The organism is Proteus terrae subsp. cibarius, assembly GCF_011045835.1.
In the GTDB taxonomy this organism is placed as follows: domain Bacteria; phylum Pseudomonadota; class Gammaproteobacteria; order Enterobacterales; family Enterobacteriaceae; genus Proteus; species Proteus cibarius.
Genome location: NZ_CP047349.1, coordinates 353036 through 367680, shown reverse-complemented (window position 1 = coordinate 367680; position 14645 = coordinate 353036). Strand labels below are relative to the sequence as shown.

13 protein-coding genes are annotated in these 14645 nt (G+C 38.6%); 3 read left to right on the top strand and 10 right to left on the bottom strand.

The window, feature by feature from the left end; genetic code table 11:
* Window positions 1-67 precede the first annotated feature (67 nt).
* On the top strand, window positions 68-1021 hold the full coding sequence (metR, locus tag GTH25_RS01825; RefSeq protein WP_075672279.1) for an HTH-type transcriptional regulator MetR: 954 nt from the start codon (window positions 68-70) through the stop codon (window positions 1019-1021).
* On the opposite strand, the gene GTH25_RS01820 is transcribed toward metR, so the two are convergent.
* From GTH25_RS01820 to GTH25_RS01795, 6 genes are all read right to left on the bottom strand, one after another.
* Window positions 936-1808: a carboxylate/amino acid/amine transporter gene (locus GTH25_RS01820; protein ID WP_164530286.1), complete on the bottom strand. Its 873-nt coding sequence runs from the start codon at window positions 1806-1808 to the stop codon at window positions 936-938. The two genes, metR and GTH25_RS01820, sit on opposite strands and share 86 nt — an antisense overlap.
* A gap of 2 nt (window positions 1809-1810) precedes the next feature.
* Window positions 1811-3460 carry a Na+/H+ antiporter gene (locus GTH25_RS01815; RefSeq protein ID WP_099660254.1) on the bottom strand — a complete coding sequence of 550 codons (1650 nt, stop codon included), beginning with the start codon at window positions 3458-3460 and terminating at the stop codon, window positions 1811-1813.
* Window positions 3461-3867: 407 nt separating this feature from the next.
* Window positions 3868-4371: a GNAT family N-acetyltransferase gene (locus GTH25_RS01810; protein ID WP_075672273.1), complete on the bottom strand. Its 504-nt coding sequence runs from the start codon at window positions 4369-4371 to the stop codon at window positions 3868-3870.
* A 127-nt stretch (window positions 4372-4498) separates the two neighbouring features.
* Window positions 4499-5845 carry an NCS2 family permease gene (locus tag GTH25_RS01805; protein ID WP_075672271.1) on the bottom strand — a complete coding sequence of 449 codons (1347 nt, stop codon included), beginning with the start codon at window positions 5843-5845 and terminating at the stop codon, window positions 4499-4501.
* Between the two features lie 743 nt (window positions 5846-6588).
* Complete coding sequence (locus GTH25_RS01800; RefSeq protein ID WP_075672269.1) at window positions 6589-7776, bottom strand: MFS transporter; 1188 nt, start codon at window positions 7774-7776, stop codon at window positions 6589-6591.
* 200 nt (window positions 7777-7976) lie between these two features.
* Entirely contained in the window at window positions 7977-8723 is a 747-nt protein-coding gene (locus GTH25_RS01795) for a sulfite exporter TauE/SafE family protein (protein ID WP_109419207.1), read from the bottom strand.
* Window positions 8724-8907: 184 nt separating this feature from the next.
* Between GTH25_RS01795 and GTH25_RS01790 the strand changes: the two genes are divergently transcribed.
* Together GTH25_RS01790 and GTH25_RS01785 are read left to right on the top strand one after the other, a co-directional pair.
* Window positions 8908-9486: a helix-turn-helix domain-containing protein gene (locus tag GTH25_RS01790; protein ID WP_069368071.1), complete on the top strand. Its 579-nt coding sequence runs from the start codon at window positions 8908-8910 to the stop codon at window positions 9484-9486.
* A 209-nt stretch (window positions 9487-9695) separates the two neighbouring features.
* Window positions 9696-10592 (top strand): cation diffusion facilitator family transporter, encoded by an 897-nt coding sequence (locus GTH25_RS01785; RefSeq protein ID WP_075672265.1) that lies wholly within the window; start codon window positions 9696-9698, stop codon window positions 10590-10592.
* Between the two features lie 71 nt (window positions 10593-10663).
* Here the strand turns inward: GTH25_RS01785 and ilvN are convergent, their stop codons facing one another.
* The 4 genes from ilvN to GTH25_RS01765 form a co-directional block, all read right to left on the bottom strand.
* Entirely contained in the window at window positions 10664-10948 is a 285-nt protein-coding gene (ilvN, locus tag GTH25_RS01780) for an acetolactate synthase small subunit (protein WP_069368073.1), read from the bottom strand.
* A 3-nt stretch (window positions 10949-10951) separates the two neighbouring features.
* Window positions 10952-12649 (bottom strand): acetolactate synthase large subunit, encoded by a 1698-nt coding sequence (ilvB, locus tag GTH25_RS01775; protein WP_075672263.1) that lies wholly within the window; start codon window positions 12647-12649, stop codon window positions 10952-10954.
* Between the two features lie 108 nt (window positions 12650-12757).
* Window positions 12758-12856: an ilvB operon leader peptide IvbL gene (gene ivbL, locus GTH25_RS01770; RefSeq protein ID WP_071788573.1), complete on the bottom strand. Its 99-nt coding sequence runs from the start codon at window positions 12854-12856 to the stop codon at window positions 12758-12760.
* Window positions 12857-13098: 242 nt separating this feature from the next.
* A complete protein-coding gene (locus GTH25_RS01765) occupies window positions 13099-14610 on the bottom strand; it encodes a YfcC family protein (protein ID WP_075672261.1) in 1512 nt (503 codons plus the stop codon).
* Between the last annotated feature and the right edge of the window lie 35 nt (window positions 14611-14645).

Below are 14645 nucleotides of genomic sequence, written 5' to 3'. Positions count from 1 at the left end.
TCCATAATCTACAGGTAGTGTATAAATCACAAGCGCAAATTTTTCATCAACAACCTGAAGGTTTCTCATGATAGAAATAAAACATTTAAAAACGATCTTAGCATTGAAGCACACAGGCTCTCTTGCTAATGCAGCAAATCAATTGCATCAAACGCAATCGGCTCTATCACATCAATTTAGTGAATTAGAACATCGTCTTGGTTATCGAATTTTTGTACGTAAAAGCCAACCACTGCGCTTTACTTCACAAGGGGAAGTGCTCGTTAAATTAGCTGAAGAAGTATTGCCTATCGTTCGTAGGGCGATTGAAGCGTGTAATGAGCCGGGTAGTGTGAATTTGAATATTGCTATCGAATGCCATAGTTGCATTCAATGGTTAACGCCTGCATTACAGCAATATCGTCAAACATGGCCTGAAGTAACGGTTGATTTTCATTCTGGGGTGACATTTGATCCACAACCTGCATTATTACAGCGTGAATTAGATGTGGTGCTAACCTCCGATATCTTGGATGATCCTCGTTTACATTACACACCGTTATTTGACTATGAAGTGAAATTAGTTTTATCGCCAGACCACCCTCTGGCTAATCGCTTACATATTCAGCCACAAGATTTAATTGCAGAAACCCTGTTTATTTATCCCGTACAAAGAGAACGCTTTGATGTATGGCGCCATTTCTTGCAACCTGCTGGGATCACTCCACATTTTAAACACGTCGATAATACGTTGTTATTAATTCAAATGGTTGCAGCTGGTATGGGAATAGCTGCGTTACCTCATTGGGCTGTTGAGAATTTTGAGAAACAAGGATTAGTTGTTACAAAAACATTAGGTGAGGGATTATGGAGCCGGTTATATGCTGCTAACCGTAGTGGAGAGCAACATCAACCAGCAATCCGAGAGTTTATTCGCTTATCAGGTCAGCACGCTGTTAACAATCTTCCTTTTGTAAAGCAGGTCGGCGTATCCAGCGTCGATGGATCCAAAGTGATGCAACAATCAGGCTCGCGCCTATGATGAAACTTGGCCAATTTGGATGTTGTTGCCAAATAGAGAAATTCACTAATAACCCGGCTGGAACCATCATGTTATTCATAATAGCTAAGGTTCCAGCATCAACTTGTGTGGCACCATAGTTCCACATGAAATACCCTATTCCAGAAGCGCCAATTCCTAACCAGAGCAAAACACCCCATTGTAGCGATGTTGTTGGCATTTTCTGCCAATCGGCAAAAAACAATGCACCCACTAATGAAACCACAACTGCACCAAGATAAAACCAAGAAAATGCATGATGTTGAGGAATAGGATGCACTTCCATTAACCGTTTATAACCCACCTGACCAATGGCAAAGAAAATATTAGCTAGTTGCACTAATAACAACCCATACCAAAAATCATCACTTAAATGGTCATAGCGAATAATTGCCGCACCTAATACCGCTAATAATGAGCTAAATGCATAGCCCCAACGTAATTTCTGACGCTCTAATAAATCATAAATTAGCGTGACATAAAGCGGTGTTAATACAGTAAAAAGTAAAAATTCAGCAACAGTCAAATAGTTATAAGCGTGGAAGACAAACAGATACATAATACCGAGTTGGCAAGTCCCCACGAGCATATAAAGCAAAATCACCTTAAAGCGAATTCCCTTCCAGCGTAAGAAAGGCAAGAAGACCAAAGCCGCCAAAGAAACACGGATCAAAACAGAGAGCCAGCTATCAACCTGACCGGCGAGATACTCGCCAATCAGGCTAAAAGAGGCCGCCCACAATAGGGTTGTAATAACGAGCAACCACATAATTAATTATCTTTCTCTACTAACAACGCTTCCATTAAATCCAATTCATGTAGCAATAATTGGAGCGTTTCATTACTGATTTTTCGTGTTGCTCTTAGATGGTAAAGCTCACCACGTTCAGCGCGTAAAGCCGTTAGACGAAAACGCCTTTCGAGATCTTCTTCTAACATGTTATGAACCATTTCATCTTGATCAGCGGTTCTACGTCTTAGGTAACCCGTTACACGCGAAGCAACTTCATTAATTTCTTCAGCATCTAACTGTTCTTCTGTACTTGCTGCTAAGCGCTCTTCCATTTTATTCAGGCTGACAATTGCTACTTCAGCCATCACTTTACGTGCATAACGAACTTCATTTTTATCAGCTTCTTTGTCGGTTGCTTTCACGCCTTTTAATAGGAAAGGAAGAGAAATAATACCCACTAAAATCGACAGTAAAATAACGCCAGCAGCAATAAAGATAATTTGATAACGCCCCGGGAATGTACTGCCATCGGTTAAAAATAGTGGAATAGAGAGCGCACCTGCAAGCGTAATAGCACCACGAACACCCGCAAATGACGATAACCACAACTCACGTGTTGTATAATTAGCGAAATCGAGTGGATGCTTTTTCATAAAGATCCGGCTAATTTTTTTCATTAGCCATAACCATGTAAATCGCAGGATCAACAAGGCAAAGTAGATAACGAAAACTGCTGCAAACAACATCCAGACTTCAACTTCAGGGTCAAGATCTGCTTGAATAACAGAGCTTGTCCAAATAATAGGAAGTTGTAAGCCAAGCATGATAAAAACAAGGCCGTTAAAGACAAATTCAAGCATTGACCACACGCTGTCAGCACGTAAACGCATTGCAAGAGGTGCATTGCGAATAACGCCTGATTTACTGATAGTCATACCGGCAGCAACAGCAGCTAAAATACCTGAAAAACCAATATGTTCTGCAATAAGATAAGAGGCAAAAGGCAGCAGTAACATAAAGACGATTTGTGTAGCAGGATCGTCTCCACTCCAACGGCTCATTAATCGTAGAGATTTACTGTAAAGCAAGGTGACACCGATACCTGCGAGTAATCCCCCTACTGCGACTTTAAAGAATTCTAGCGTTGCGCCACCAACAGTAAACACCATTGTGCCCATGGCAACAGCAACAGCGAATTTCAAGGCAACCAGACCTGAAGCATCATTCATTAATGCTTCACCCTCCAAAATACCCATTATTCGCTTAGGTATTCGCCCTTTGCCGACAATAGACGAAAGTGCGACAGCATCCGTTGGCGAAAGTACGGCTGCCAATGCAAATGCAGAAATAAGAGGAATACTTGGCATCATCCAATAAATCAGATAACCGATACCAACGACTGTCACCATCACTAAAACAAGCACAAGAATAAAAATCTCACGCCCATTTTGGATAAATTCTCGTGTTGGTGTTTTCCAACCATCAACAAAAAGCAAAGGTGGGATCAATAGAACGAGGAATAATTCAGGATCAAAAGTGACATGTAAGCCAAACTGAGGCCATGCCAATAAAGCCCCTATCACAATCTGTATTAATGGTAACGGAACTCGAAAGGGAATTAATTTTGTGATAACTCCCGAAACTGAAACCACCAGTATTAAAATCAAAATAGTAAAGAAAATTTCCATGTTACCCTTACATGCCTATTTTTATCCTGAAAACCTATCATCTTTTCCTTGTAATAAGGAAAACCTACCGAATGATAAAGAAACACATTATGTAAAATTTGCGCATCATCTCTTTCTGTATCTCTATCTATGCATCCACGCTTATTTTAAACAGATCCCACACAGACTCTGTGAGAATATTTAAAAATTAAGACTAATCGTATCTAGTACCGCACATTGTATACAATTTATTACTCCCTATTTATTAACGGCATTAATTATAGAAAGCATACGTTTTTATTTCTCTTTTTCAGTCTAAGCAATGTAATAGACCGTATAAAAACGTAAAATGATAAGCTATTAAATAAAAAATAATAGATAAATGACAATAGCGATTAAATTTGAGAGCTAACTCGTAATGCTAATGATTATTCAATTGTTCTTAACATCGACATCATAACAACATCACAATATTTACCCTCTCTAAAGGCGGCTTTACGTCGTACACCTTCAACTTCAAAGCCTAACTTCTTGTAGAGATGCAAACCTCTTTCATTGTCTGAATACACTTCTAATTCTAATCGTGTGGCTGCTAGCCAATTGAAAGCATAATCAATTGCTGTATTGATAAGTAACTTACCGACACCTTTCCCGGAGTATTCAGCGCCAACTCCGATACCAAAACTGACAATGTGGCGACGACGAGGGTGATTATCGATTATCAGTGCTAAGTGTCCTGCAACTTGACCATCGATAGTTGCTACAAAGTTAGGAATATTTTGTTCTGAAAATTCAAGTAATCTTTTTTTCCACATCGTGACTGAAGGATAAGGAAATTGGCAAGTGCAAATATATAAATCAGGATGAGTATATAACTGTTGAATTGCTGATGCGTCGTCAGGTTCACCGTGGCGTATTTTTATTTCTTGCATATATTCTACCAACTATTTAATTACTAGGTTTAATTTCGACAATAGCGAATAAAAGTAGATAAATAAATAGCAAAAAGGCGGAATGAAAATATATTCCGCCTTTTGTCTTTAAAACCGATTATTTTAATTAAATAGCCCACTCACCCGCATAAAATGCCACTAGAGCAATAGTAATTAACACTGTACCAATATTGAGTTTACGCCATTCACCAGCGAATACTCGACCAATCACCAAACAGCCGAAACCTAACATAATGCCTGTGACGATATTACATGTTAAAACAATAAATACAGCACATACCATGCCTGACATTGCATCGACGAAATCACTAAAATCTAACTTAGTGACATTACCTAGCATTAATAAACCTACATACATTAACGCAGGTGCCGTTGCATAGGCTGGAACTAAATAAGAGAGAGGCGATAAGAAAAGGATCAATAAAAATAAAATACCAACCACTGTTGCGGTTAATCCTGTTTTACCACCAGCGGCTGTTCCTGCGGCTGATTCAACATAAACCGCAGCAGGAGCTGCACCAATCACACCCGCAAAAATACTACTGACAGAGTCAGAAGTTAGTGCTTTTCCGCCATTAATAATTTGTCCGCGTTTATCTAATAAGTTTGCTTGACCGGCAACGGCACGGATAGTCCCTGTTGCATCAAAAATCGCAGTCATCACTAACGCAAGAACACTTGGTAAAACTAAAGGTTGTAAGGCACCTTTAATATCCATCGCAAACAATAGAGAAAGCCCATCTTCACCTAATTGAGGCATTTTAAAGATGCCTTGATATTTCACATTAGGATCAAAAATAAGACCAATAATAGAAATAGCCACAATCACTAATAGCACGCCACCCGGTACTTTACGTTTTTCTAATCCGAAAATAGCGGCTAATCCTGCAAGTGACATAAGAACAGAGAATGATGTAAATTTCCCCATTGCAACAGGTAAACCATCAAATGGGTTTTTCACCACTAATCCAACACTGTTTGCTGCGATTAAAAGTAAAAATAGCCCTATCCCTATTCCCGCACCATGTGCGATACCAATTGGAATATTTTTTAAGATCCAAGTACGAATGCCGGTTAACGAGAATACAGTGAATAAACACCCCATTAAAAACACGGCACCTAAAGCTACAGGCACAGAGATGTTTTGTCCTAAGACCAAGCTGAAAGCGGTAAATGCGGTTAATGAAATAGCACAACCAATTGCCATAGGAAGATTTGCCCACAATCCCATTAGAAGAGAGCCCAATCCCGCGACTAAACAGGTTGCGATAAAAACTGCGGTATGTGGAAAACCGGCTTGTCCTAACATGCTAGGAACAACAATCACGGAATACACCATCGCCAAAAATGTCGTCAAACCGGCGATCATTTCTTTGCGAACAGTTGTACCACGAGCTGTAAGTTTAAAATAGCTATCCAGTTTACCTGTGCTTGCTGATTGATTAGCAGACATTACATTCCTCTGACATAAAAACGGTTCACTCTCCAAAAAACGAAAACGATTACGTATCAATTAAAATAACCTCTTATTGATAAAAATCTTAAGAGGGAGTCAAAAGCAAACGTTTGGTTTTTCGTGTGGATTGAGTGAGAGAATTTGACGCAAACGATTATCTGGTGCTTTTAGGGTAAGAATCAAGCGAAAAAATACATTTTTAATAAAAATGTCATAAAAAGATAGTTTAAAGTCAGAAAAAAAGAAAAAGAGGAAAGCAGTTGCCTACTTTCCTCATCATTCTACTTTTGTACAATCATCCAATATCATTCTTATCTCACAGTAGAAAGTTAACTTAATTAATTGTTTTTATTTAATTTATTTCAATTAAGATAATAAATAGGTATATTTATCTATTATTAGTCACTTTAATCAGTTGCTTAGATAAATAATACCGAAAGTTCCCTATGTGTGGCGATTAATGGTTTGCAGTATTCGTTATTTTTATCTGAAGATAATGTCATCTTCTACTTCTAACGTTAGATTAATAAACGTTGTTTTAGCAACTTACTTTCTATTCAATATAGGTATTTCTAGATTATTCTTAATAAATTTTAAAATAAGTACAATTACGAAAGATAATTATAATCATTCATAAAAAACAATAAGATAAAGTTAAATATTTAGAAATCAAGAAAAGAGAGGTTTCCTCTATCGCACTCCTAACACCCTAAATGGAATACGATAGAGAAAAAATGATATTAAGATGAGCTACTATTGAGTGCTTCAACGCCTAGATTCCAACGTTCCATCGTTGATACTAAGAATAAGCCGGTCATGGCAACCAATAAAAATGGTAATGAAGATGAAGAAATTTCTGACAATGCGCCTGCTAGCAAAGGCCCTGATAAATTACCTATTCCCCATAACATCGCAGCTGACGCATTAGCGACCATCAGATCATTACCTGAGAAATATTGCCCTATTTGTACCAACGCAATGGTGTATATCGCACCCGCTGTTGCACCCAGCACCAGTAATAAAGGCCAAATCAAGAATGTATGAGACATCGTGATCGGTAATAATAAGCTGGCAAGTAAAGTCACTACACCACAAATTCGATATAACCGTGTTCTGTTCATGTGGTCAGCAAGCCAGCCAAACGGCATTTGCATAATGGCGTCACCGGCTAAAATAGCGCTTATCATCATGGCTGCAATGGCTTCAGTATGCCCTACACTTAGGCCATAAATAGGAAACATTGAAAGTACGGTACCATCAAAAAAAGCAAAGAAAACAATGCCGCCACAGATTGCAGGTGCAACTTTAACAAAGCGAATAATAGAGAAATTAGGCGCTTGCGTATCTTTCGGTAATTTATCTCCTGTTTTCTGATCCATCATTAAAAACAGGACAATAGAGATAATATGAATAAAGACACTAATTAAAATAGGTGTCTTATCTGCGACCCCATATAGCGCAATAATTGAAGGGCCTAATAACTGGCTGATGGTAAATACGGTGGTATATACCGCTAAAATTCGCCCACGTTTATTATCTGGTGAAAGCTCATTAATCCACGTTTCGCCTAAACAAATCATCACACCACTGGCAATACCAGTGATTAATCGTAAAGGAAATAACAGCTCCAGAGGCAAGCTTCCCATTAAGGGTAATAAACTGATTGCAGAAACAATGGTTGCTAATAGCATCGCAAAGCGTTTACCAACCCATTGCACAATACGACGAGCAAAAGGTGAAACAACTAACATCCCAATAGCTGGCGCGGCGGAAATAAGCCCAATAATAGATTCACTAATGCCCACTAAATTGAGGCGTAGTGCAACCATAGGAATAGTTAATCCGATAACAATCCCGATAACACCAATACTTACCGTGATAGTTGTTATCGCAAAAACTTCAGATTGGCGATAATTTTGATGTGACATGTTATTTTGTTTCTGTGAATAACAGAAACCTCTGTAATAAAAGGAAGGAGGTTAAATAAAATATTGTTGTATTATAGGGGATAAGAAATAGATAAACATGCTTAAAAAGTAATATAAATCAGAGAAAGATCTCCATTTGACTCACGAAGATCTTTGCCTTTCACAATATTCTCACTTCACCGTCATTTGTCCTACAAAGCTTAAGAAAAATAACGGTAGATAAGCACAGTACCCGATACCAATACAATGGTATAAATCACACTCATAAATCGTGCTTTTGACATCCGTAATGTTAAATTTCGCCCTAACCACACGCCAGCAAACATAGCAGGTAAGAAAATAATCGCTAACTTAAGAATATCTAATTGCCAATAAATACCTGCAAATAAGAAAATTACCACTCGCGTTAATGTACTAAAACCGATCAACGTGGTTTGTGTGATGCGAAACTTATTTTTGTCTGCAATTCTGCCTGACAAGTAAATCGCATATAAAAATCCCCCACTACCAAACAACGCGCTAAATACACCGCCGATTAATCCAAAAGGATAAACTAAGTGTTGGGAAAATTGGCTTTCTTGTTTTTTCCAAAATAGTGCATAGATTGCATAGCAAGCGGCAAAGATACCTAAAAGAAGAGAGAGTAAATCAGGTCGTGTGGTTAATAAAATTGTCGCACCGACAAGACTACCAATAATAATAAGCGGGATAAGATAGCGTATCTCTTTAAAATCAGCCTGTTTACCATCTCTTAAAACATTCACTATGGCGGCACTTAAATCGATTAATGCCAATAAAGGCACTATCATTGAAAGAGGTAAAAAAAGTGCTAATACTGGGCCAGCAATTAACGCCGATCCAAACCCAGCCATACCGAAAATAACGTAAGCAAAAAATAAGGTAAGTAGGCAAATAAAAAGATCAGACCAACTAAGCAAGTCCATCATAATAAACCTTGAATAATTATCATTTATTGAAGGATATTAGCGTAATTACTAAAAATCGAACAGTGATCGTAAGACGATTCACAAAATACAGCAGAAACAGGATCTCATTTTTCCGAATACGGTTAATTAGTGTTATTATCTACTCGGAATGACACTTTTAAACTAACGATATTTTGAATTGGCAATGAACCCACAACCTCCTAAAAAAACGAATGAATACCTTGGTAATAAAGTCAAACAATTAAGACAATCTCGAAACTTGTCACTTAATGAGTTATCAAGAAAATCGGGAATATCCAAGGCTGCATTGTCAAAATTAGAATCAGGTGATTCTAATCCTAGAATCGATACCTTAGAGGCTATCGCGATAGCGCTTGGCTTTCCTCTGGGAGATCTATTTAGTTTTACGCGTGAAGAGTACCCACGTTTAGAACGACATAAACCTATCGTTGGTGATTATGCTCAAGAGTTTAAATTCCGTATTGGTATCGGCAATATTACTGAGATTTGGCATATCGAAATGAAGCACGGCGCGATTATTAATAGCCCTGCTCACGCTGATGGTACTCAAGAACACATCATGGTCTATTCTGGTAAATTAATGATGCGTTTTGATAACGACGAAACGGTTTTATTAGAAACCGGTGATTTTTACGCTTTTCATGGTAATGCCCCCCACTCTTATATTTGTGTAGAAGGACATTTGCGCGCTTCTGTGATTATGTCTAGCCCAAATCAACAACATTACCACCATCGTCCTTAATCAATTTATTACTCTAGCTTTATTACCCGCACGATAATTAGTAAATCATTTTGGTTTTAATTATCGTGTGAGCTTAACTATCAATATTCCTTCATTTAATGTCTCTGTATTCGCTTCAAGTTGTCTAGAAATTCTCCCTTTATCTAATTTATTTTTCTTTATTTTCAGCTATGTTTTTAATAATGCTATTCGGATAATAAGGAACTTCAATGAGTGGAAATCATGAACATGCGGACGTAAAAACACTACCTGAGTCGCGATTATTAATTGCATTCGGCTTAACATCATCATTTATGTTAGTCGAATTTATTGGCGGTTATTTAACTGGTAGCTTGGCATTAATTTCCGATGCCATGCATATGATGACGGATGCTTTCGCGCTTTTACTTGCACTGATAGCTATTCATGCAGGCAGAAAAGCCGCTGATGTTTTTAGAACTTATGGTTATGCACGCTTTGAAATATTAGCAGCAACCATGAATGCACTTATTTTAATGGCAGTCGCTTTCTATATTTTATATGAAGCCTATAAACGCTTATCTTCGCCTCCTGATATTCAATCTGTTGGTATGCTTATCATTGCGTCAATAGGTCTTGTTGTTAATCTGATTTCAATGAAGTTACTCACCAGCACAAAGGATGAAAGCCTTAATGTAAAAGGGGCTTACTTAGAAGTTTGGGCTGATATGCTGGGCTCAATTGGCGTAATTATTGGAGCGGCCATTATTTGGTTTACAGGTTGGGAGCTTGTTGACTCTATAATTGCCGTGTTAATCGGTTTTATGGTTTTCCCACGAACTTGGGTACTACTTAAAGAATGTCTGAATATTTTACTTGAGGGCGTGCCTCGCGGTATCGATCTTATTCAGGTTACTGAAACAATTAATAATACCCCTGATGTTGTGGGCTCTCATGATTTGCATTTATGGGCACTCACACAAAGTAAACTTATTTTAAGTGGGCACATCGTTTATCAACCTAATGCCAATCATGAAGAACTCAGAATTCACCTTGAGCAACAACTTCGTGAGCAATTCCATATCAACCATATTACGTTACAGATGGAATGTGAAGACAGACAACATCTTGAAGAAAATCACCACTAAAACAGAATAAATTTATACACTCATAAAATTCTGGCTCTCTCTTAAATTATTAAAGAGAGAGCCAATTTGCATTAATTTAAATAACTTTCCATTTGCTCAAAAACACGTAAATCGTCGCTGAATCTCACTTCTTTTACGTCTTCAAGCTTTTCTACCTGACTCACCATCTGCATTAGACGATCATCTTTTTGCACTAATAGCCAAATCCGGCTTTTATCGCTATTTTTCATTGGTAAACACAAAATACCATCGACGTTAAATGCGCGACGAGCAAATAACCCACAAATATGGGTCATAACACCGGGATGGTTGCGAACAATTAATTCTAGCGCGATAGGTTGTGATTGTTGTGACATAAATTAAGCTCCTATCATCTCAATATTTGCCGCCCCTGGCGGTACCATTGGAAATACTTTTTCATGAATATCAATCATTACATGAATTAAACACGGACCCGGTTTTTCAATCGCTGCTTTCAGTGCACTCGCAGGATCCGCTTCCTGATTTAAGTCACAGGTATCTAAACCAAAACCTTGTGCAATACGAATAAAATCTGTTTGGTAAGGGTAAGCCGCAGCATAAATGCGCTCATCAAAAAACAGCGTTTGTTGTTGGTGAACCAATCCTAACGCCTGATTATTTATCAAAATAATTTTGATATCTAATTGATGCTCTGCCGCCGTAGCAAATTCTTGAATATTCATCATAATGCTACCATCCCCTGAGAAGCAGAGGATTTTCTTATCTGGCTCAGCTAATGCGGCACCAATTGCTGCTGGTAAACCAAATCCCATCGTACCTAAACCGCCAGACGTTAACCATTGTCGAGGGCGATTTAACGGATACGCTTGTGCTACCCACATTTGATGTTGCCCTACGTCAGTCGTAATAATGGCATCATCATCAACACAATTTGCAGCCGCTAATACGATGCCATAACCACTTAAGATGTTTTCAGAGTTTTTCATCTCTAATGGATATTCTTGTTTCAGTGTCGTAACGCGCTCTATCCATTCATTACGTTTGTTTGTATTAATCAATGGTAATAACAGTGATAACACTGATTTTGCATCGGCGTGGATCGCAATATCAGGGCGTTTGATCTTACTAATTTCAGCGCGATCAATATCAACATGAATAATTTTGGCATTAGGGCAAAACTTCTCAGCTTTACCAATGGCACGATCGTCAAATCGAGCCCCCAATACAATCAACAGATCGGCTTCTTCTAAAATAAAATTGGTGCTACGAGTCGCATGCATACCCAACATCCCCAAATACAGTGGATGCGAAGGTGGCATTAATCCTAACCCCATCAAAGTCATGGTTGTTGGCAGGTTGTTTTTCTCTGCTAATTCAATTGCTTCTTTACATGCTTCAGAGCTGATGATCCCCCCACCTAAATATAAAACAGGGTTTTTAGCCTGATTAATCATCTGCGCTGCTTGTATCACTAAATCAGTATTAAATGCGGGAACAGGATCTTTATGTGGAATAGGCGGTAACGCTTCTAATGTAATTTTGGCTTGCTGAATATCTTTTGGTACGTCAACCCAAACAGGGCCTGGTCTTCCTGACATCGCTAAACGAAACGCATCACAAATAATGTCAGGTAAGTCCGCAATATCACGAACTAAATAGTTATGTTTAGTAATTGGAATAGACATGCCGTAAGTATCAACTTCTTGGAAAGCATCAGTTCCGATCATCGCTGAAGATACCTGACCTGTAATACAAACCAAAGGGATAGAATCCAGTTTAGCATCGGCAATAGCTGTCACTAAATTTGTCGCACCCGGTCCACTCGAAGCAATACAAACAGCAGGTTTACCATTTGCACGAGCAATACCTTGTGCAATAAAACCGGCACCTTGTTCATGGCGAGTTAAGATATGTCGAATAGATTTACTTTGGCTCAATGCATCATACAACGGAAGCGCTGCACCACCGGGGATCCCAGCAACTGTTGTAATACCTTGCCGTTCCAGTAAATAAACGATTAATTGCGCACCAGTAAACGTTCTACTTGTTGTGGCGTTTTCTTGTTGATCACCCATTTTTATCTGTCCTTTGTTCTAAGCCGGACTTGATGGGCAGGTAGAAAAGAAAAACCCCGCCCGGTTAGTGTGCCGGCGGGGTTTCGAAACTGTGTTGATTCGGACCCGTTACGGCGCTTTGCCGACGACCACCACCACACGCACGACAACCACAGCCGCGATGTGCGCTGTTAGTCGTAGGCTTTGTAGTAGAGTAGTGATGATCATGGGTTACCTATCAATTAATTTAATGATGTGTTTACGTGTTATCTATATTTAAAAAAACATAACTTCTACAAATTAACAACCTTTTTTTTCGGTTTATTTTTTATCACCACTAAAAACGAGAGATAGATCACTTCTAGTAAAAATCAAAAAATAACTCTGATTGCAGCATAAAAAACTAGATTAATTTCACATTACAGAATAACTAAAAATCCTTTTATCTACGTAAACACATCAATTCAATTTTATAAAAAAGCAACTTGAACCAAGAGTAATGTAGCCGAAAGTACAAACATAAATATCACCATCGGCATAATAAATTTAAGCCATTTGTTATAGGAAATATCTAGCATTTGCAATGTCGCTAACACCAGCCCGGTAGGCGCTAAGAACAACATAATGTATTGCCCCCAGTTATATGCTGATACCACCATATAACGAGGAACACCAACTGCGTCAGCTAATGGCGCCATAATTGGCATCGCTAAAACCGCAAGACCTGAAGAGGAAGGAACAATAAAACCTAGACAGATAAAAACAACGAGCTGTGCTAATAAAAATAGGCTTGGTGGCATTCCTGCAACCATATGAGACATAAACTCAAGGATAGTATCGGCAATTTTACCTTGTTCCATCACAAGGTTAACACCACGCGCTAAACCAATTATTAATGAAACGCCAACGAGTTCAGAAGCCCCATGAATAAATCCATCAATGGCTGTTTTCTCTTTTAATCCAGAAAGGAAAATTATGATGATAGCGATAGCAAGGAAAAGAGCCGCCATTTGTGGGAACCACCAGCCCATATCCATAACGCCCCAAACCATGATAGGAAAAGCAGCAACAAATAAGCAGAGGATCACTTTACGACGCCACGAAAATTCTAATATCTCATTAGGATCGTAATTACTTAAAAAGCGCTGTTTAAAACTCTCGGCATTTTCATAGTTATAAGAGAAAGCCGGATCTTTTTTGATCTTCTTGCAATACCAATATAAATAAACCAAAACACCAATCGTACCAATGACTAACCCAATAGTACGAAAGCCGATCCCTTCAATAAAACTGATCCCCGAAGCATTTGATGCAATAACTACTGAGAACGGATTTACAGTTGAAAACCCTGCCCCCATCGAAGAGGCAAGGAAAATAGCCCCGACACACACAATCGCGTCATAACCCAAGATTAAGAATATAGGCACTAATATGGGATAGAAGGCTACAGCTTCTTCTTCGATCCCACAACTTGTCCCGCCTATAGATAATATAATCGTGACGCCAAATACCACTAAAAACTCTTTACCTTTGGTTCGATTTGCCAATGCTGTTAAACCTGCATTGAATGCGCCAGTTTTATTAACAACCCCAATAAGTCCCCCCAAGACAAGAATGAAAACAATAACATCAGCCCCCTCTATCGTCCCTTTCACCATACTTTCGGTAATATCCATTATCCCTTTGGGTTGCTGTGCTACACGTTCATAGGTTCCTGGTATCGCTATCGGTTTTTTAATTGTCCCATCCGTGAATTTATCAATCTCAATGGAGACATTTAAATCATTTAATGTGGCTTGAGTTGCAGGTAACACTTCATGAGAACCATCTATTTTCGCAACCACTAATGATGGCTCTGTTGAGTTATAACTTAATCGTTGATATTCGCCAGCTGGAATAATCCACGTTAAGCCAACCACAATTACTGTAATTGCAAATAAAATAGTAAATGCGGTCGGAAACGCAAACTTTTTAAGTTTCATAAGCGTCCTCGACTTAAATAAGAGGTAACTCTGCC

Excerpts from the sequence above, each read along its gene's own strand:
- metR (WP_075672279.1), top strand. The coding sequence starts at position 68 with ATGATAGAAATAAAACATTTAAAAACGATCTTAGCATTGAAGCACACA.
- GTH25_RS01820 (WP_164530286.1), bottom strand. The coding sequence starts at position 1,808 with ATGTGGTTGCTCGTTATTACAACCCTATTGTGGGCGGCCTCTTTTAGC.
- GTH25_RS01815 (WP_099660254.1), bottom strand. The coding sequence starts at position 3,460 with ATGGAAATTTTCTTTACTATTTTGATTTTAATACTGGTGGTTTCAGTT.
- GTH25_RS01810 (WP_075672273.1), bottom strand. The coding sequence starts at position 4,371 with ATGCAAGAAATAAAAATACGCCACGGTGAACCTGACGACGCATCAGCA.
- GTH25_RS01805 (WP_075672271.1), bottom strand. The coding sequence starts at position 5,845 with ATGTCTGCTAATCAATCAGCAAGCACAGGTAAACTGGATAGCTATTTT.
- GTH25_RS01800 (WP_075672269.1), bottom strand. The coding sequence starts at position 7,776 with ATGTCACATCAAAATTATCGCCAATCTGAAGTTTTTGCGATAACAACT.
- GTH25_RS01795 (WP_109419207.1), bottom strand. The coding sequence starts at position 8,723 with ATGATGGACTTGCTTAGTTGGTCTGATCTTTTTATTTGCCTACTTACC.
- GTH25_RS01790 (WP_069368071.1), top strand. The coding sequence starts at position 8,908 with ATGAACCCACAACCTCCTAAAAAAACGAATGAATACCTTGGTAATAAA.
- GTH25_RS01785 (WP_075672265.1), top strand. The coding sequence starts at position 9,696 with ATGAGTGGAAATCATGAACATGCGGACGTAAAAACACTACCTGAGTCG.
- ilvN (WP_069368073.1), bottom strand. The coding sequence starts at position 10,948 with ATGTCACAACAATCACAACCTATCGCGCTAGAATTAATTGTTCGCAAC.
- ilvB (WP_075672263.1), bottom strand. The coding sequence starts at position 12,649 with ATGGGTGATCAACAAGAAAACGCCACAACAAGTAGAACGTTTACTGGT.
- ivbL (WP_071788573.1), bottom strand. The coding sequence starts at position 12,856 with ATGATCATCACTACTCTACTACAAAGCCTACGACTAACAGCGCACATC.
- GTH25_RS01765 (WP_075672261.1), bottom strand. The coding sequence starts at position 14,610 with ATGAAACTTAAAAAGTTTGCGTTTCCGACCGCATTTACTATTTTATTT.